We start from the raw sequence: 17,970 nt of genomic DNA, 5'->3' as shown, positions 1-17,970 counted from the left end.
CGGAGCCGACATCCGTCGAGCCGAGCGCCGGCGGGCGGCGAGGTCCGTCGAGTCGACATCCGACGGCCAGTCGCCGCCTCGCCCCCGGGGCCGCCGCGCCGCCTTCCCCCTGGATCGCATCGACTCTCCCTCCGAGCAGGGCGCCGACGGCGCCGCAGCCGCCGCCACCGGGGCCACCGCCTCCTCCCCCGTCGAGGCCCCCGTCGACGGCGCTTCCCCGCCCCCCGGCCGGCGCCACGCCGTGCCCACCGGCGCCGCCGACCACGACGCCTGGTCGCGGGCCGACGCCGAGGCCGGCCCCCGGCAGGAGGCCGGGCCGGACTCCGAGCAGAAGGTGTGGCCCGCCGCGCTCGCACCGCAGGCCGGCACCTCCTCCGCCGTCCCCGCGGAGCAGCCGTCCCGCGCCGCCTCCCCGGCCCCGGGCGAGGCCGCGGCGTCGGCCCCGTCGGCCGCCTCCTCCGCCGCGGAGCCGGCGGCGGCGCCCGCCGCTGTCCGCCGCGACGGTGAGCCCGGCTCGCTGCCGAAGGTGGCGGGCTGGACGGTGCTGACCTCCGTGCTGCCCGGCTCGGGCCTGCTGACCACCCGGATGCGCCGCACCGGCGTGGTGATGCTCGCGCTGCTGGCGCTGGTGGTCGTCGCCGCGGTGGCATTCCTGCTGCTCGGCGATCCCCTGCGCAGCGGCGCGATGCTGGTCTCCCGACGCGGCGTCCTGATCGGCGCGACGATCGTGGCCGCCGTGGTCGGCCTGCTGTGGGCGCTGCAGATCGTGCTCGCCAACCTCGCCCACACCACCAAGGAACGCCTCGAGGGCGCCCGACGGTACCTTGCGCTCGCCCTGGCCGCCGTGATGGTGGTGGCCGTCGCCGTGCCCTTCGGCCGCGGTGTGCAGTCGCTGTGGGCGCTGCAGGGCCTGATCGGCTCCGAGACGGTGTTCGGCGGGCGCGAGGGCGATCATCCCTTCACCTCGGGCCCGGACCCGTGGGCCACCACCGAGCGGCTGAACATCCTGCTGCTGGGCCAGGACTCCGGCGAGGACCGCACGGGCACCCGGCCGGACACCATCATGGTGGCCTCGATCCACCCGGCCACCGGCCAGACCGCCCTGTTCTCCATCCCCCGCAACCTCGAGCACGTCGAGTTCCCCGAGGGGACAACCGCGGCCGAGGAGTTCCCCGACGGCTTCCGCTACTTCGGCCGGAACCAGGACCTCATCAACGCCGTGTGGACCTGGGCGGAGGACCGCCCGGATCTGTTCCCCGGCGATCCCGAGCCAGGCCTGACCGCGACCACCTGGGCCGTCGAGGAGACCCTCGGGCTCGAGATGGACTACTACGCGATGGTGAACCTCAAGGGCTTCGAGGACATGGTCGACGCGATCGGCGGCGTGGACCTGGTGGTCGAGCGCCGGATCCCGATCGGCGGCGGCGCCAGCGAGGTCGAGGGCTACATCGAGCCCGGCGACCAGACCCTCGACGGGTTCCACGCGCTGTGGTACGCCCGCTCCCGGGAGGGCTCCAACGACTTCAACCGCATGTGCCGCCAGCAGCGCATCGTGCGCGCGGTCGCCGAGGAGGCGGATCCCACCACGCTCGCGCTGTCCATCCCGGGTCTGGTCACGGCCACCGAGGAGAACATCCAGACCGACATCGCGGTCGCGAACCTGGACGCCTTCGTCGACCTCGCCCTGCGGGTCAAGGACGGCGGCTTCACCTCGTACCCGATCACCCAGGACGTCACCAGCTCGGCCGACCCGGACTGGGAGTACCTCGAGCAGTGGGTGGAGGCCTCGATCGAGGACTCGATGGAGACGGAGCCGCCGGAGTCGGTGCTCGGGGAGACCGAGCCGGGCTCGAGCGAGCCCGCCGCCACCGGCGCCGCGCCCAAGGAGGACAGCGGCGCTGCGGAGGGCTCGGCCGAGCCGACTCCCCCGCAGGAGACCCCCACCGAGGCCGAGAGCGCCGCGGGGACGCCGTCCGCCGAGGAGTCCTCCGCCGACGGGGCGGGCGAGGAGTCGGCGGCGCCGGAGCCGGAGATCGAGCAGGATCCGCTGAAGTCCTGCCTGCCCGGCTCCGCCGAGGAGGGCTGAGGCCCCGCTCCGTGCCCGCGGGGCTCAGTCGATCAGCTGCAGCAGGGCGTTCTCGATCAGCTCGGGCATCGCGGGGTGGATCCAGTACTGGGTGGTGGCGATGTCGCGCGCGGTCTGCCCGGTGCTCATCGCCTGGATCAGCAGCTGGATCAGGGTGGTCGCCTCCGGGCCGATGAGGTGGGCGCCGAGGATCTCGGTGGTCTCGGCATCGGCGATGATCTTCGCGAAGCCGGTGGTGTCCTCCATCGCCCAGCCGTAGGCGATCGAGGCGTACTCCTGGACGGCGACGCGGATCTCGCGTCCGCTGCGTCGGGCCGCGGCCTCGTCCATGCCCACCCAGGCCACCTGCGGGTGGGTGAACACGCCGCTCGGCACCGGCATGGTGTCCGAGCGGCGCAGCTGCTCGGGGTGCAGGATGTTGTGGCGCACGATGCGCTGCTCGTGGTTGGCGACGTGCTTGAGCTGATGGGGGCTGGAGAGGTCGCCGAGGGCCCACACGCCCTCGAGCGGCTCGCCGCCGCCGAGCACGCGCTGATGGGCATCGACCAGCACCCGCCCGTCGGCCGCGGTGTCGATCCCGGCCGCGGCGACATCGAGCAGGTCGGAGTTGGGGCGGCGGCCGACGGCGACCAGCAGCTCCTCGGCCCGCACCAGCACCTCGGCACCGTCCCGGTGGCCGTGCAGCTCGACGCCCTGGTCGGTGCGGCGCACCGAGGTCGTGTGCAGTCGGCCCTCGAGGTGGATGCGCGCCCCGAGGGTCTGCGTGAGCCGGGTGGAGACGTCCGGGTCCGCCGAGCGCAGCACCCGCTCGGAGCGGGCGATCAGCGTGACCTCGACCCCGAGGGAGGCGAAGATGTGCGCCATCTCCACCGCGACCACGCCGGAGCCGAGGATCGCCAGCGAGGCGGGCAGCGCGTCGATGCGCATGATGGTGTCCGAGGTGTGCGGGTGCGCGTCGGCGAGCCCGTCGATCGGCGGCAGCACCGGCCGGGAGCCGGCCCCCAGCACGACGGTGTTGGCGGTGACGGTCCGCTCGCTGCCGTCGTGCCCGCGCACGTGCAGGGTGCGAGGACCGGTGAAGGACGCGGTGCCGCGCAGCAGGGTGAGGTTCGCATTGTCCTGATGGTCGCGGCGGTACGCCTCGCCGCCCGCGGTGATCGGGTCGATGCGCCCGAAGATGCGGTCGCGGATGGCCGGCCAGTCCACGTGCTGCAGCGTCTCGGTCAGACCGAAGCGGGCTGCCTCGGCGGGGGCGTGGGCCAGCTCCGCGGTGTGCACGAACATCTTGGTGGGGATGCACCCGAGGTTCAGGCAGGTGCCGCCGAAGACGTGGTCGGGACCCACCCCGCGGTCGATCTGGACGATGCTGCGGCCGGCGAGCTCGGGCCCCGGGAAGGAGTTGGCGGAGCCGGAGCCGATCAGGGCGATGTCGAAGTGCGTCTGCTCAGTCACCGCCCCAGGCTAGTCGGGCCGGCGGCCCCGGGGGGCCGGGCGGCGGTGGCACAATGGCGCTGGCCCGACCGGTCCAGCGCCGCCCGAGCATCGAGGAGGCCTCCGATGTCCGCCCCGCCCCACCCCGCCGACGCCCACGACGTGCTCCGGGTGCGCGGCGCCCGCGAGAACAACCTGCAGGACGTCTCCCTGGATCTGCCCAAGCGCCGCCTGACCGTGTTCACCGGGGTCTCCGGCTCCGGCAAGAGCTCGCTGGTGTTCAGCACCATCGCCGCGGAGTCCCAGCGGATGATCAACGAGACCTACTCCTCGTTCCTGCAGGGCTTCATGGCCTCCCTCGCCCGGCCCGACGTCGACGAGCTGCGGGGCCTGACGACCGCGATCATCGTGGACCAGGAGCGGATGGGCGCGAACGTGCGCTCCACCGTCGGCACCGTCACCGACGCCAGCGCTTACCTGCGCACCCTCTTCGCCCAGCTCGCGGAGCCGCATGTGGGCGGGCCCGGTGCGTACTCCTTCAACGTCCCCAGCGTCACCGCGTCCGGGGCGATGACGGTCCAGAAGGGGGCCCGGACGATCGCCGAGAAGGCCACCTACTCGCGGGTGGGCGGCATGTGCCCGCGCTGCGAGGGGATGGGCACGATCTCCGACGTGGACCTCACCGAGCTGTACGACGAGGACAAGTCGCTGGACGAGGGCCCCTTCACCATCCCCAACTACGCCCCCGGCGGCTGGTACGTGAAGATCTTCGCCGCGTCCGGCTTCTACCCCTCCGACAAGCCGATCCGGACCTTCACGAAGCGGCAGCTGCACGACTTCCTCTACAAGGAGCCCACCAAGATCTCGATCGACGGGATGAACATGACCTACGAGGGTCTGATCCCCAAGATCCAGAAGTCCATGCTGAACAAGGACCGCGAGTCGATGCAGCCGCATGTGCGGGCCTTCGTCGACCGGGCCGTCAAGTTCATCACCTGCCCCGACTGCGAGGGCACGCGGCTGGCCGAGCACGCGCGCACCTCGAGGATCGACGGGGTCTCGATCGCCGACGCCGCTGCCCTCCAGATCACGGACCTCGCGACCTGGGTGGAGCAGCTGCGCGCGCGGCACTCGGCGCCCACGGTGGCGCCCCTGCTGGCGAACCTCTCCGCGCTGCTCGAGTCCTTCGTGAGGATCGGGCTCGGCTACCTCTCCCTGGACCGTCCCTCCGGCACCCTCTCCGGCGGCGAGTCCCAGCGCACCCGGATGATCCGCCACCTCGGCTCCGCGCTGACCGACGTCACCTACGTGTTCGACGAACCCACCATCGGCCTGCATCCCCATGACATCGCCACCATGAACCAGCTGCTGCTGGCGCTGCGCGACAAGGGCAACACGGTGCTGGTGGTCGAGCACAAGCCGGAGACCATCGCCATCGCGGATCACGTGGTCGACCTGGGCCCCGGCGCCGGGTCCCACGGCGGGCAGCTCCAGTACCAGGGCGACGTGGCGGGCCTGCGCGCCTCGGACACCCTCACCGGTCGCCACCTGGACCGGCGCACCGAGCTCAAGGCCCGGGTGCGGGAGCGCACCGGCGCGATCGCGATCCGCGGCGCGGACCACCACAACCTCCAGCAGGTCGACGTCGACATCCCGACGGGGGTGCTGACCGTGATCACCGGCGTCGCCGGCTCCGGCAAGAGCTCCCTGGTGCACGGCGCCCTGCCGCGCGGGATGGACGTCACCGTCGTCGACCAGACCGGGATCCGCGGCTCCCGCCGCTCCAACCCCGCCACCTACACCGGAGTGCTCGAGCCGATCCGGAAGGCCTTCGCGAAGGCCAACGGCGTCAAACCGGCCCTGTTCTCCAACAACTCCGACGGCGCCTGCCCGGTGTGCAAGGGCGCCGGCGTCATCTTCACCGAGCTCGGCTTCATGGAGACCGTCTCCACGCCCTGCGAGGAGTGCGAGGGCCGCCGCTTCCAGGCCGGCGTTCTCGAGTACCGCCTGGGCGGGGCGAACATCGCCGACGTGCTGGAGATGTCGGTCGAGCAGGCGCTGGCCTTCGTGTCCTCCCCTGCCTCGAAGGTGCCGGCCGCGGCGACGCTGCTGCGTCACCTGGACGAGGTGGGCCTGGGCTACCTGACCATCGGGCAGCCGCTGACCACGCTGTCCGGCGGCGAGCGGCAGCGCCTCAAGCTCGCCACCCACATGGGCGGCACGGGCGGCGTGTTCGTGCTCGACGAGCCCACCACGGGTCTGCACCTGGCCGATGTCGGCAATCTGCTGGCCCTGCTGGACCGGCTGGTGGACGCCGGCCGGTCCGTGCTGGTGATCGAGCATCACCAGGCCGTGATGGCCCATGCCGACTGGATCATCGACCTCGGCCCGGGGGCCGGGGCCGACGGCGGCCGGATCGTGTTCGAGGGGACCCCGGCCGAGCTGGTCGCGGACGGCTCGACCCTGACCGGGAAGCACCTGCGGGAGTACGTGGGGCGTTGACACCCCCTGCGGCCCTGCGCCTGACCCACCTGAACTGCGGCACGCTGCACCCTCCCGGCGCGGCGATGATCTGCCACGTGCTGCTGCTCGAGGTGGGTGCGCGCCTGGTAATGGTGGATGCCGGCTTCGGCACCGCCGACGTGCGCGACCCGCGCCGGCTGGGCCCGGTGCGGCACCTGCTCGGGGCGGCCCTGCGCCCGGAGGAGACCGCGCTCGCGCAGCTCCGGGCACGGGGCCTGGACCCGGCCGCGGTGAGCGACATCGTGCTCACCCACGGCGATCTCGACCACGCCGGCGGGATCGCCGACTTCCCGGGCGCGCGGATCCATCTGCGCGCCGAGGAGCACCTGGCGATCCAGCGGCGCCACGGACTGCGGGCGTCCCTGCGCTACCGCCCCGCCCAGTGGGCGCACCGGCCGCGGATCATCGCTCACCCGCCCGGCGACTGGACCTGGCGGGGTCTCGAGCAGGTCGTGGATCTCTCCGCGGTCGCCCCGGGGATGCTGCTGGTGCCGCTGCCCGGGCACACCGCCGGGCACGCCGGCATCGCGCTGCCCGTGGAGGACGGCTGGGTGCTGCACGTGGGCGACGCCGCCCGCTCGCCCGCCGCGCTGGGGCGGGGGCGCGACCGACCCGACGTGCAGCTGCGGCAGTCCCTGCTCGCGCACGACCCGGCGGCGCTGCGGCGCACGCAGCGGGCGCTGTCCGCCCTGGCCGGGTGCTCCCGCCTGCGGATCATCACCTCCCACCACCGCGGCCCGCGCGAGCAGGCTCCCACCGCTCCGGACCCCGCCGCTCCGCACCCCGCCCACCGGCGGCACCGGTCCGGGCACGGAGGCTGAGCCGCTCCGTCGCCCGTGTCCACGCCCGTATCCTGGATGCTGTGCCGCGCCCCGTCCCTCCCGCTCTCCTGCCCTGGATCGAGGTGCTGGTCTGCCCGAACTGCGGGCAGGGCCTCGAGGACGCCGACGGCACGCTGCGCTGTCCCGCACGGCACAGCTTCGACATCGCCCGGGCCGGGTACGTCTCCCTCCTCAGCGGCGCCCCGGCGATCAGCGGCGATGACGACGACATGGCCCGCGCCCGCGACCGCTTCCTGTCCACCGGCGCCTACGCCCCGCTGCGCACCCTGATCGGCGAGCTGGCACCGGGTGACCTCAGCCGGGTGCTCGACATCGGCTGCGGCACCGGGTACTACCTGGCCGGACTGCTGGACCGTCGGCCCGCCGCCCGCGGCCTGGGCGTGGACACCTCGGTGCGGGCGCTGCGCTTCACGGCCCGCGCCCATGAGCGGGCCGCCGCGGCGAGCTGGGACGTGTTCTCCCGCTTCCCGCTGCGTGACGGCGCCGTCGACCTGGTGCTGGACGTGTTCGCGCCCCGCCACCCGGCCGAGTTCGCCCGGGTGCTCGCCCCGGGCGGCCATCTGCTGGTCGTGCGCCCCGCGGCGGAGCATCTGGCGGAGCTGCGGGCGGCCGTGCCCGGCATGGTGTCGGTGGACCCGCGCAAGGAGGAGCGTCTCGAGGCGGCGCTGGACCCGCTGTTCACGACCGAGGCCGTGCGGGACCTGCGGTTCTCCGTCGATCTGGAGGAGGGCATGGCACGCGAGCTGGTGGCGATGACACCGAGCGCTCGCCATGTGGAGGCACGATCGCTGGACCAGGTCCTGCCGAGGGCGTCACCCGTGACCGTCTCGGTGACGGCGAGCATCCACCGCCGGCGCTGAGAACCTCTGACGCTCCGGTCGCCGATGGTCGACCGCGCCCGGCGCGCACCCGTCGGCGCACCTGCACCAGCCGTGCAGGACCTTGTACAGCGCCAGGGCCAGTGCGGTGCGGCCCGTCGGGATCGTTGCGCCGAACCGGTCCCCTCGCGCATAGGCTGGTGATTCCCGTGCCCTCCCTCCCTGAAGGAGCATCCGTGGCCGATCGCCGCTGCGTGTTCATCGATTTCGACGGGACGTTCGCCCATCAGGGCATCGCTCCCCGGGCGCATGCCGAGGCGGTGCGGCGCGCCCGCGCAAACGGTCATGTGATCCTGCTGTGCACCGGTCGTCCCGCCTCGATCGTGGCGCCCGAGGTGGCGGAGCTGTTCGACGGACTGGTGGCCTCCGCCGGAGCCTGGATCCGGGTCGGCGACCAGCTGCTGGAGGATCAGCGCTTCCCGGAGCAGCTGGGACGGCGCGCGGTCGAGGTGCTGGCGGGCCACGACGTCCCCTTCGTGCTGGAGACGCCGGAGGCGCTGCTGTGCACCCCGCGCTCCGCTCGGGAGCTGCGCAGCCGGGCACGGCGTCCCGCCCCCGTCGACGGACTGGGCCGCGGGCTGCAGGACCTCATCGACGCGATCGTCCTGCCCGAGGATCCGGCCGCCTGCTCCTTCGCGAAGATCTCGCTGTGGGGCTCCCCCGCCGGGTGGAGGACCTCGCCGCCGAGATCGGCCCCGGGGGTGGGGGCGCTGCCGAACTCGATCAGCGATGACGCGACCTCCGGGGAACTGCACCTGAGCAGCATCGACAAGGCCGACGGGATGCGCCGCGTCGCCCAGCACCTGGGCCTCGGGATCGGGGCGACGGTCGGGATCGGCGACGGGATGAACGACCTCGGGATGCTGCGGGCCGCCGGCACCGCGTTCGCGGTCGACGGCGCTCCGGAGGTGGTGCGCCAGGCGGCCGGGGGCGTGAGCATCCCGGGTCCGCAGCAGCACGGCATCCTCACCGCCTTCGAGCGCCTCGGACTGCTCTGACCTCCCGCGCGGGCGCCACCGGTCACAGGCGGCGAGTCAGCGTCGGTGCAGTCCCACCAGCACCAGGCCGAGGGACATGACTAGCGCCCCGGCCCCGAGCAGGATGACGCCCTGCGGTGTCATCGCGGCCTGGAAGTGGAGCTGGAACTCCTGGACGACCGGTCCCAGGAACATCGCCTGATCGATGGCGTCGGGCACGATGCGCTCGATCCTCGCGCCGAGCCACCACACTCCCGCCCCGGCCAGGATCCCGCCGAGACCGGCGAGGGCCAGGGTCGTGCGGCGGTGCGCCGCGATCAGCAGCGCCGCCACCACCAGCACGAGAGCGGCGGGCCCGGCCCAGACCGCCCAGGGCGTCACCGTGGACAGCGCAGGCAGCAGCGGCACGTCCGGGATGGTGGCCAGGGTGACGGTGGCATCGTCCGGACGGGGGATGTCGATCGGGAGCCTCTCCTCGACCGGGGCGAGGATCCTGTCGATCGCGGGGCCCAGGTCGACGTCGAGCTCGGAGGCGCCCGGGGTGAACAGGGCATGGTGCAGCTCGGCCATGGTGGCCGCCCAGAGCGTCGCGTAGACCTCGGTCCCGGTGAGGGTCGCGGCCTGCTGCTCCGCGAGCGGCGTCAGTCGTTCCTGGATCCATCCGGGCACGCGCTCGTCCCCCACGATCTTCTCGACCGCGCTATCGCTGAGCGTGCGCTGGAACTCGGGATCGTCGGCCAGCGGACCGGTGATGGCGAGGAAGCCGTCGCGCTCGACCAGGTGGTCGTGGAGCCAGGTGGCGGGCAGCCAGACCGCGCCGAGCACGGTGGCGCCCAGCAGCAGGACGAGGGCGAGGAGATCGCGGGCGGTGGTCACGCCGCTACGCTACCGGGCCGCGGCGGCGGCGCTGCCCGTCGGGGCGTCCGGCCCGTCGACGCGTCCGGCCTGCCGGGCGTCCGTCGGCCGTGGCACGGGAGCGGCCCCGCACCACGTGGACGTGGGGCGGGGCCGCTCGGGGGCGAGGACCTCAGATGCGGATGAAGGTCCAGCTGCCGGAGTAGATGTTGCGCTCGCTGGTGTCCACGCGCGAGTTGCCCGCGTCGACGAACTGGTTGCCGCCGGCGTAGATGCCGATGTGGCCGGGCTTGTAGACGAGGTCGCCGGGGCGGGCCTCGGAGCGCGGGATGACGGTGCCGGCCGCGGCCTGGGCGCCGGCGCTGTGCGGAAGGCTGATGCCGTGCTGGCCGTAGACCCACTGCACGAAGCCCGAGCAGTCCCAGCCCGAGGGCGAGCTGCCACCGTAGACGTAGGGGGTGCCGATGCCGGAGCGGGCGGTGGCCAGGATCGAGCTGCCCTTGGCGGCGGAGGGCGCGGGAGCGGACTCCTCCTCGCTCTCCTCCTGCTGCGGCTCCTGCTCCTGCGACTCCTGCTCGCGGGACTCCTCCTGGGAGTCGCCGTCCTCGCGGCTGGAGCGCTCCTCCGAGCGGCTCGAGCGCTCCTCGGAGCGGCTCGAGCGGTCGTCCTCGCGGGACTCGGAGTCGGCCGGGGCGTCCTCCTGCTCGGTGGCGGCCTCGTCGGCGACCGGCTCGGACTCCTCCACGGGCGCGGGCTCGGGAGCCGGCTCGGGCTCCGGCTCCGGCAGCTCGATGGTGATGGTGCCGGCGACGGGAGCCAGCGCGGGCTCGGCGGTCGCGTCGGCGGCCTCGGCGGCGGGGATGCCGACGGCGGGGGCGACCACGGGGGCCAGCACGGCCTCGGCCTGCGGCGCGGCGGGGGCGTCGGCCTGCGGCTCCGCGGTCGCGGCGGCGGCACCGCCGAACATCATCGCCGCGGCCATGGCGGCGCCGGCACCGGCGCGCCCCGCCCGGCTCACAGGGGTCACCGTGCGCATGGCGCGACGGTGGGTGTTGATCACGGTGTTCGACACGATTCAGCTCCCAGCCCCGGGCTCGGCCTCCGCGCAGTGCAGCGACTCGCTTCCTGACCCGGTGCGCGGTGGGGCTCTCCGGGAGGAACGCCGAGGCTCTTGTCGCCTCGACACGACCGTGACTCTATGCGGCGCACCCGGCCGCATCGCCACGGCTGGGCGCATCTGGGGAAGAGCTTGACGGAGGCTTTACCCGGCGGGGATCGCCGCGACGTGCAGCTGAGCGGCGTCGCTCTCACTCAGGGCGACCACGCCGCCGCGGGGTCCGCGCAGCACGACGCCGGCGCCCACCTGCTCGACGTCCACGATCGCGCCGGGGACAATGCCCTGACGTGCGAGATCACCGAGCAGGGCGACATCGCTCTGGACGCGCTCCCCGATCCGCCGCAGCCGGACCTGGACGCTCTGCCCGTCCGCGACCACCTGGCTGAGCGCGCGGTCGGGGTTGGCGGGGTCTTTACCGTCGTCGGTGGCGTGGGTCTCGTCGATCCCCAGCACGGCGAGGCCGGGGATCGGGTTGCCGTAGGGGTCGACGTACGGCGGGGTGATCTGCTGGGCGAGCTTCTTCTCGACCTCGAGGCTCATCACGTGCTCCCACCGGCAGGCCTCCTCGTGGACGTGGGCGTAGTCGAGCCCGATCACGTCCAGCAGATGCCGCTCGGCGAGCCGGTGCTTGCGCATCACATCGGTGGCCACCTCGGTGCCCGACTCGGTCAGCCGGATCCGGCGCTGGTCGTCCAGGCGCAGCAGTCCGTCGCGCTCCATCCGGGCGACGGTCTGGGAGACGGTGGGACCGGAGTGGCCCAGGCGCTCGGCGATCCGCGCCCGCATCGGGGCGATCCCCAGCTCGTGGAGCTCGAACACCGTCTTCAGGTACATCTCGGTGGTGTCGATGAGATCTCCGGACACGGGCCCTCCTCTGGATGCGCAACGGGATGCCTGCCAGCTTAGTCGGCGGCCGGTCCGGGGCCGGCGGTTTCCGCCGTCGGCGTCAGACCCCGCGACCGGAGCGCACGATGCCCCGGATCCACGCCGGGATCCGGGGCATCGGGCGTGACAGCTCAGAGGGACTTGATGATCTCGCGCATCAGCTCGGCGGTCTCGGTCGGGGTCCTGCCGACCTTGACCCCGGCGGCCTCGAGGGCCTCCTTCTTCGCCTGGGCGGTGCCCGCGGAGCCCGAGACGATGGCGCCGGCGTGGCCCATGGTCTTGCCCTCGGGGGCGGTGAAGCCCGCGACGTAGCCGACGACCGGCTTGGTCATGTTGTCCTTGATGTACGCGGCGGCGCGCTCCTCGGCGTCGCCCCCGATCTCACCGATCATCACCACGCCGACGGTGTCGGGGTCGTTCTCGAACGCCTCGAGCGCATCGATGTGGGTGGTGCCGATGATGGGGTCGCCGCCGATGCCGATGGCGGTGGTGAAGCCGATGTCGGCGAGCTCGTACATCATCTGGTAGGTCAGGGTGCCGGACTTGGAGACCAGGCCCAGCCGGCCCGCGCCGGTGATGTTCGAGGGGGTGATGCCCGCGTTGGACCTGCCGGGGCTGATGACGCCGGGGCAGTTGGGCCCGATGATGCGGGTGCCGCCCTTCTGCTGGGCGTAGTTGAAGAACTCCGCGGAGTCCTTGACCGGGATGCCCTCGGTGATGATCACCAGCAGCTCGATGCCGGCGTCGATCGCCTCGAGGGCGGCGTCCCTGGCGAACTTCGGCGGCACGAAGACCACCGAGACGTTCGCGCCGGTGGCCTCCATGGCCTCGGCGACGGACCCGAAGACGGGGACCTCGGTGCCGCCGTCGAAGGCGACGCTCTGCCCGGCCTTGCGGGGGTTGACGCCGCCGACGATGGCGGTGCCGGAGTCGAGCATGCGCTGGGAGTGCTTCATGCCCTCCGAGCCCGTCATGCCCTGGACGATGACCTTGCTGTTCTCATCGAGGAAGATAGACATGTCGGGTGCTGCTCACTTTCCTGCGGCGGCGAGCTCGGCGACCTTCGCGGCGCCGCCGTCCATGGTGTCGGCCTGGGTGACGAGGGGGTGGGCGAAGTCGGCGAGGATCGCGCGACCCTCGTCGACGTTGTTGCCGTCGAGGCGCACGACCAGCGGCTTGGTGGCCGCGTCGCCGAGCTTCTGCAGGGCGCCGACGATGCCGTTGGCGACCGCGTCGCAGGCGGTGATGCCGCCGAAGACGTTGACGAACACCGCGGCGACCTGCTCGTCGCCGAGGATGACGTCGAGGCCGTTGGCCATCACCTCGGCGGAGGCGCCGCCGCCGATGTCCAGGAAGTTGGCGGGCTTGACGCCGTGCTGCTCACCGGCGTACGCGACGACGTCGAGGGTGGACATGACCAGGCCCGCGCCGTTGCCGATGATGCCGACCTCGCCGTCGAGCTTGACGTAGTTGAGGTCCAGCGCCTTGGCCTTGGTCTCCAGCGGGTCCTCGGAGGCGGTGTCGACCAGGGCGGCGTGGTCCTCGTGGCGGAACTGCGCGTTGTCGTCCAGGGTGATCTTGCCGTCCAGCGCGACGATGTCGCCGGCGCCCGTCTTGACCAGCGGGTTGACCTCGACGAGCGTGGCGTCCTCCTCGCGGTAGACGGTCCACAGCTGCTGCAGCACGGGGACGACCTTCGCGGCGGTCTCCGCGTCGAAGCGCGCCGCCTCGACGATCTCCTTCGCCTTCGCCTCGTCGATGCCGACGCCCGGGTCCACGGCGACGCGGGCCAGGGCCTCGGGACGCTCGACGGCGAGCTGCTCGATCTCCATGCCGCCCTCGACCGAGCACATGGCCAGGTAGTTGCGGTTGGCGCGGTCCAGCAGCAGCGAGAAGTAGTACTCCTCGGCGATGTCGGCGCCGGCGGCGACCATCACGCGATGCACGGTGTGGCCCTTGATGTCCATGCCGAGGATCTCGGAGGCCTGCTGCTCCGCCTCCTCGGGGGACTTGGCGATCTTCACGCCGCCGGCCTTGCCGCGGCCCCCGGTCTTCACCTGGGCCTTGACGACGACGACGGGGGTGCCGAGCTTCTCGGCACCGGCCTTGGCAGCTGCCGGATCCTCCGCGACGACTCCTCCGAGCACGGGCACGCCGTGCTTCTCGAAGAGATCGCGGGCCTGGTACTCATACAGGTCCACGGGGTGCGTTTCCTCTCGATGTCGGCAGAGGGCGGCAGGCCGCGCTGGCCGCGATGCCACCCCTGGGAACACTGTCAGCGTAGCGCTTCCCCGGCCGCGCTCGTGACGCCGCCTCGAGAGTGCGCGGCGTCTCACCCGCCGCAGGGAAAACGCATGCCCCGGTCGCCCCGCGCCGCTGCCGGCGCTGGGGCCGGCACGGCCGCCTGGGAGAGGAACCCAACGGCCGACGACTAGCATGACGGGATGAGCCCACGACCCCGCAGCCTGACCGCGCGCATCCGCGACCACATCGGGTTCAGCGTCGTCGCGATCGGCGTGGTGTTCATCGTGCTGCGCCTGCTCGGGGTGCGCTCGACCTTCGCGGGCTTCGCGATGTCCGTGGGGATCACCCTGGCGCTGAACGTGGGGCTGTCCTACTACACCGACCACCGTGCCAAGCACCCGCGCACGCGGCACGCGCCGCGCGGCGGCGGGGACATCCGCTTCCGCGAGGACGACCGGTCCCCGGAGGGCCGCCGCCACGACCCGCGCGAGGTGCAGGATCGTCGCGCGCGGGATCGCCGCGAGAACCGCTGAGGCGAGGAGAAGCCATGGCCGACTGGAAGACCTACGCGAAGGCCGCTCGCAACACGGCCCGCAGGCAGGCGCCGGAGGTCCGCGGCGCCGCCCAGCGGGCCGGCGGACGGGCGGGCGACTACGTCCGCGCCGCCGGGAAGGCCATCGACGGGAACCGGCGCGACGACGAGCGCTCCTACGCCCCGCCGCGGGGCGAGGGGACCCGGGACGACGGCGCGCCCCGACACACTTCGCGCCAGGACTCCGCCCACGCCGGCTCGACCGCGGCCCGGCCGCCCCTCGACCGGGACCGGCTGCGCCGGGACGCCGCCGCGTACTACACCGTCGCCAGTCGGCGCGTGTCCGCGGCCGATGTGGTCCCGCGGGTGATGCGCTCGCTGCGCGACGCCCTGCTGATCGGACTGTCGCTGTTCGTCATCTGGGGTGTGCTGGCGGCCGCCGGCATCCCGATCCCGTTCACCACCGTGCTGATCATCGTGGCGGTGATCGTGGTGGTCAGCTTCGCCGGCGGGGTGTACGCGCAGTGGACGCGGGCCCGCCAGGCGCGCGAGTCGGCACCCGACCCGCGGGCCTGAGCAGCGCGCCCGGACGGACCCGGGCACCCGCCGCGGGGACCTTCGGCGAGCGCGGCGCGGGATCCGGACCCTAGGCTGGATCGGTTCCCGCCCCTTCCTCGGCCCTCCGCCCCGCGGCGCGGCCGGGCCCGTCCCGAGGTGGTCATGACCCCGCCGTCGCCCTCCGCCGACCCCACTCCCCCGCAGCCCTCCGCCGCGCAGCCCGCGGCCCCCGGCACCCAGCGCCGCGGCCCCAGCCGGGCCAGCTGGCACCGACGCGCTGCCCGCCCGGTGACGATGTGGATGCTGGCGCTGATCGTGGTGGTGCTGGTCCACCAGTGGATCCCGCAGGCGCGCTGGTTGATGGTGCACATGGTGACCCTGGGCCTGATCGCCACCTCGATCATGGTCTGGGGCCAGCACTTCGCCGAGGCCCTGCTGAAGACCCGGCTCGCCGAGGAGACCCGCCCCCGCCAGATCGCCCGGATCCGCCTGCTGACCCTCGGCGTCGTGGTCACCTGCGCCGGCATGCTGCCGTCCTGGCCGTGGCTGGTCGTGCTCGGTGCGCTGCTCGTCTCCGCGGCGATGCTCTGGTACGCCGCGGCGCTCGGCACGCAGGTCCGGGCCGCCCTGGCGCCCCGCTTCGCCGTCACCATCAGGGCGTACATCGGTGCGGCGGGTCTGCTGCCGGTGGGTGCCGGGCTCGGGGCGATCATGGCGTTCAGCCCCCCGGAGCCCTGGCATGGACGACTGCTGCTGGCCCACCAGCTGGTCAACGTGCTCGGCTTCGTGGGTCTCACGGTGGTCGGCACGCTGCTGACGCTGTGGCCGACGCTGCTGCGCACCAGGATCGAGACCGCGGCCGCTCAGCGCTCCGCCGGCGCGATGATCGGCATGTTCGTGGGCGTGCTCGGGGCGGCCGCCGGCACCCTGCTGGGATCGGCCCTGATGGATGCCGCGTTCCTGGCGATCTACCTGGGCTCCTTCGCCGGCATCGCGGCGATGCTGGTGCGCCAGGCCGCCCGGGCCCGCCGCCAGGAGCGCCGCATCCCGCTGCCCCTGTTCCCGATCCTGTCGATCGGTGCGGGGCTGACCTGGTTCGCGCTGACGGTGCTCGGGCTGCTGATCACCTGCTGGCGCTCGGGCGTCGGGCAGATCGCCGGTTCGCCGATGGCCGCCGACGTCCAGCAGTTCACGCTGCCCTTCGTGGCCGGCGTCCTGCTGCAGGTGCTGCTGGGCGCCATGAGCTATCTGCTGCCCGTGACCATGGGCGGCGGTCCGCGCGCCACCACGGCCGCCCTGGCGGTGATGAGCCGCTTCGCGGTGCCCCGCGTGGTCGCCTACAACCTGGCCGTCGCCCTGTTCGCGCTGTCCGCGATGGACTCCGCCCTCGCCGGTGCGCTGTTCTCCGGCCTCACCCTCGGCACGGCCGAGGTCTCCTCCTTCGGCTCGCTCTCGCGGGTGGTGCTCTCCCTGCTCGCCTTCGCGGTGCTGGTGAGCTTCGTGGTGCTGATGGTGCTGGCGGTCAGAGCCAGTCGGCGGAACCGGAGCGGCACGGACCTCGGGATGCCACCGGCTCCGGGCGCCGGCCCGGGGGCGGTCCCGGAGCGCACCTCCTCCGCCCTCCCCGTCAACGCGAGCGCAGTGGACCGTCGCAGCCTCACCGGGATCCTGGTCGGCGTCGGCTCCGTGCTCGGCGCGACCGCGGTGGGCTCCTCGCTGGATCGCTCCCAGGGCTCGGTGCCCCCGGCGGGGACCGGGACGGGCGGCGGCGCAGCGCCGCCGACCGCGACCGGGAGGACCACCACGCTGCAGGTGAGCACGGCCGACATGCGCTTCGTCCCGGACCTGCTCGAGGTCCCCCTCGGCGACGCGCTGGTGATCGAGCTGACCAATGAGGACCCCTACGACGTCCACGACCTGGTGCTCGCCAACGGCGCCTCCTCAGGGCGGCTGCAGCCCGGCCAGCGGACCGCGCTCGAGGTGGGGGTGATCGGCCACGACCTGGAGGGCTGGTGCTCCATCGTCGGCCACCGCGCGATGGGGATGACGCTGCACGTCTCCGCCGTGGGCGCCACCGCCGGGACCGCCCCCGCCACGGACGCCCCCGCGGCCGACGAGCTGGCCCGGATCCCGCTGGACCTGCGGGCCGCGCCGGGCCCCGCCCACACGGTGCGCGATGCGCGCCTGCCGGACAGCGCCGGGCCCGCGCAGCGGCTGCGCCTCGACATCCTCGAGACGGCCGCGGAGATCGCCCCGGGCCTCACCCTGGAGGCGATGACCTTCGGCGGCACCGTGGTGGGTCCGGTGCTGCGCTCCGAGCTGGGGGCGACGCTGACCGTGGACCTGGTCAACAACGGCTCGATGGGGCACTCGCTGGACCTGCATGCCGGCCGCGTCGCCCCCGACCGGGTGATGCGCACGATCCCGCCCGGCGAGAGCCTCGAGTACACGATCACCACCGACCATGCCGGGGTGTTCCTCTACCACTGCTCGACCATGCCGATGACGGTGCACCTGGCGGCCGGGATGCTCGGCGCGCTGATCGTCCCCCCGGCCGGTCTGGCCGGCGCGGACCGCGAGTACGTGCTGGTCCAGTCGGAGCATTACCTGGTGCCGGTCGGGGCCCCCGGCTCCGAGGCGGCGATGCACGAGGGGGCGCATCCGGTCAGCCCGGCCAAGATCGCCGCCGAGCGCCCGGATGCGACGGTGTTCAACGGGCACGCGAACCAGTACGTCCACGCCCCGCTCGAGGCGAGGGTCGGCGAGCGGGTGCGGCTGTGGGTGCTCGCCGCCGGTCCCTCCCGCGGCCTCTCCTTCCATGTAGTGGGCGGCGTCTTCGACACGGTCTTCAAGGAGGGCGAGTACCTGCTGCGTCCGGACAACGAGAACGGCGGCGGCGCCCAGGCCCTCGACCTGGCCGCCGCGCAGGGCGGCTTCGTGGAGCTGGTCTTCGAGGAGCCCGGCACCTATACCGCGGTGAACCATTCCTTCGTCGAGATGGAGCGCGGGGCGCGGGCCCTGATCCGGGTCACCGCCTGAGCG

Annotated in this window: 14 protein-coding genes; 8 read left to right on the top strand and 6 right to left on the bottom strand. The window is 73.3% G+C overall.

Annotated features, from left to right (window positions below):
* Positions 1–241: 241 nt before the first annotated feature.
* The gene (locus ACOJUI_RS04345; RefSeq protein ID WP_422116876.1) at positions 242–2,086 is read left to right on the top strand and encodes an LCP family protein; all 1,845 of its coding nucleotides are present in this window, start codon (positions 242–244) and stop codon (positions 2,084–2,086) included.
* Positions 2,087–2,110: 24 nt separating this feature from the next.
* Here ACOJUI_RS04345 and ACOJUI_RS04340 read toward each other — a convergent pair whose 3' ends face one another.
* Positions 2,111–3,538 carry a mycothione reductase gene (locus tag ACOJUI_RS04340; RefSeq protein ID WP_422116875.1) on the bottom strand — a complete coding sequence of 476 codons (1,428 nt, stop codon included), beginning with the start codon at positions 3,536–3,538 and terminating at the stop codon, positions 2,111–2,113.
* A 105-nt stretch (positions 3,539–3,643) separates the two neighbouring features.
* Here ACOJUI_RS04340 and ACOJUI_RS04335 point away from each other — a divergent pair, with 105 nt between their 5' ends.
* From ACOJUI_RS04335 to ACOJUI_RS04320, 4 genes are all read left to right on the top strand, one after another.
* Complete coding sequence (locus tag ACOJUI_RS04335; RefSeq protein ID WP_422116874.1) at positions 3,644–6,019, top strand: excinuclease ABC subunit UvrA; 2,376 nt, start codon at positions 3,644–3,646, stop codon at positions 6,017–6,019.
* On the top strand, positions 6,016–6,861 hold the full coding sequence (locus ACOJUI_RS04330; RefSeq protein WP_422116873.1) for an MBL fold metallo-hydrolase: 846 nt from the start codon (positions 6,016–6,018) through the stop codon (positions 6,859–6,861). Before ACOJUI_RS04335 ends, ACOJUI_RS04330 begins: the two co-directional genes overlap by 4 nt.
* 41 nt (positions 6,862–6,902) lie before the next feature.
* A complete protein-coding gene (locus tag ACOJUI_RS04325; protein WP_422116872.1) occupies positions 6,903–7,742 on the top strand; it encodes a putative RNA methyltransferase in 840 nt (279 codons plus the stop codon).
* A gap of 194 nt (positions 7,743–7,936) precedes the next feature.
* Positions 7,937–8,758 (top strand): HAD family hydrolase, encoded by an 822-nt coding sequence (locus ACOJUI_RS04320; RefSeq protein ID WP_422116871.1) that lies wholly within the window; start codon positions 7,937–7,939, stop codon positions 8,756–8,758.
* Positions 8,759–8,794: 36 nt separating this feature from the next.
* Here ACOJUI_RS04320 and ACOJUI_RS04315 read toward each other — a convergent pair whose 3' ends face one another.
* The 5 genes from ACOJUI_RS04315 to sucC form a co-directional block, all read right to left on the bottom strand.
* The gene (locus ACOJUI_RS04315; RefSeq protein WP_422116870.1) at positions 8,795–9,613 is read right to left on the bottom strand and encodes a hypothetical protein; all 819 of its coding nucleotides are present in this window, start codon (positions 9,611–9,613) and stop codon (positions 8,795–8,797) included.
* Between the two features lie 151 nt (positions 9,614–9,764).
* Positions 9,765–10,664 carry a C40 family peptidase gene (locus ACOJUI_RS04310; protein WP_422116869.1) on the bottom strand — a complete coding sequence of 300 codons (900 nt, stop codon included), beginning with the start codon at positions 10,662–10,664 and terminating at the stop codon, positions 9,765–9,767.
* A gap of 189 nt (positions 10,665–10,853) precedes the next feature.
* Positions 10,854–11,573 (bottom strand): metal-dependent transcriptional regulator, encoded by a 720-nt coding sequence (locus tag ACOJUI_RS04305; RefSeq protein ID WP_422116868.1) that lies wholly within the window; start codon positions 11,571–11,573, stop codon positions 10,854–10,856.
* A 152-nt stretch (positions 11,574–11,725) separates the two neighbouring features.
* Positions 11,726–12,613 carry a succinate--CoA ligase subunit alpha gene (sucD, locus tag ACOJUI_RS04300; RefSeq protein ID WP_422116867.1) on the bottom strand — a complete coding sequence of 296 codons (888 nt, stop codon included), beginning with the start codon at positions 12,611–12,613 and terminating at the stop codon, positions 11,726–11,728.
* 12 nt (positions 12,614–12,625) lie between these two features.
* Positions 12,626–13,795 carry an ADP-forming succinate--CoA ligase subunit beta gene (gene sucC / locus ACOJUI_RS04295; RefSeq protein ID WP_422116866.1) on the bottom strand — a complete coding sequence of 390 codons (1,170 nt, stop codon included), beginning with the start codon at positions 13,793–13,795 and terminating at the stop codon, positions 12,626–12,628.
* 243 nt (positions 13,796–14,038) lie between these two features.
* Here sucC and ACOJUI_RS04290 point away from each other — a divergent pair, with 243 nt between their 5' ends.
* The 3 genes from ACOJUI_RS04290 (at position 14,039) to ACOJUI_RS04280 (ending at position 17,967) form a co-directional block, all read left to right on the top strand.
* The gene (locus tag ACOJUI_RS04290) at positions 14,039–14,371 is read left to right on the top strand and encodes a hypothetical protein (protein WP_422116865.1); all 333 of its coding nucleotides are present in this window, start codon (positions 14,039–14,041) and stop codon (positions 14,369–14,371) included.
* A 14-nt stretch (positions 14,372–14,385) separates the two neighbouring features.
* Positions 14,386–14,946, top strand: coding sequence for a hypothetical protein (locus ACOJUI_RS04285; RefSeq protein ID WP_422116864.1), 561 nt, complete (start codon positions 14,386–14,388; stop codon positions 14,944–14,946).
* Positions 14,947–15,090: 144 nt separating this feature from the next.
* On the top strand, positions 15,091–17,967 hold the full coding sequence (locus ACOJUI_RS04280) for a multicopper oxidase domain-containing protein (RefSeq protein WP_422116863.1): 2,877 nt from the start codon (positions 15,091–15,093) through the stop codon (positions 17,965–17,967).
* The last annotated feature ends 3 nt before the right edge of the window (positions 17,968–17,970 follow it).

This window comes from Brachybacterium sp. UNK5269 (genome assembly GCF_049266655.1).
Lineage (GTDB): Bacteria > Actinomycetota > Actinomycetes > Actinomycetales > Dermabacteraceae > Brachybacterium.
Note: the sequence above shows the minus strand (reverse complement) of the source record. Positions and strands in the feature narration are given on the sequence as shown.

What these genes read in the sequence shown, in the direction of transcription:
- ACOJUI_RS04280 (WP_422116863.1), top strand. Translation starts at nt 15,091, where the DNA reads ATGACCCCGCCGTCGCCCTCCGCCGACCCCACTCCCCCGCAGCCCTCC.
- ACOJUI_RS04285 (WP_422116864.1), top strand. Translation starts at nt 14,386, where the DNA reads ATGGCCGACTGGAAGACCTACGCGAAGGCCGCTCGCAACACGGCCCGC.
- ACOJUI_RS04290 (WP_422116865.1), top strand. Translation starts at nt 14,039, where the DNA reads ATGAGCCCACGACCCCGCAGCCTGACCGCGCGCATCCGCGACCACATC.
- sucD (WP_422116867.1), bottom strand. Translation starts at nt 12,613, where the DNA reads ATGTCTATCTTCCTCGATGAGAACAGCAAGGTCATCGTCCAGGGCATG.
- ACOJUI_RS04335 (WP_422116874.1), top strand. Translation starts at nt 3,644, where the DNA reads ATGTCCGCCCCGCCCCACCCCGCCGACGCCCACGACGTGCTCCGGGTG.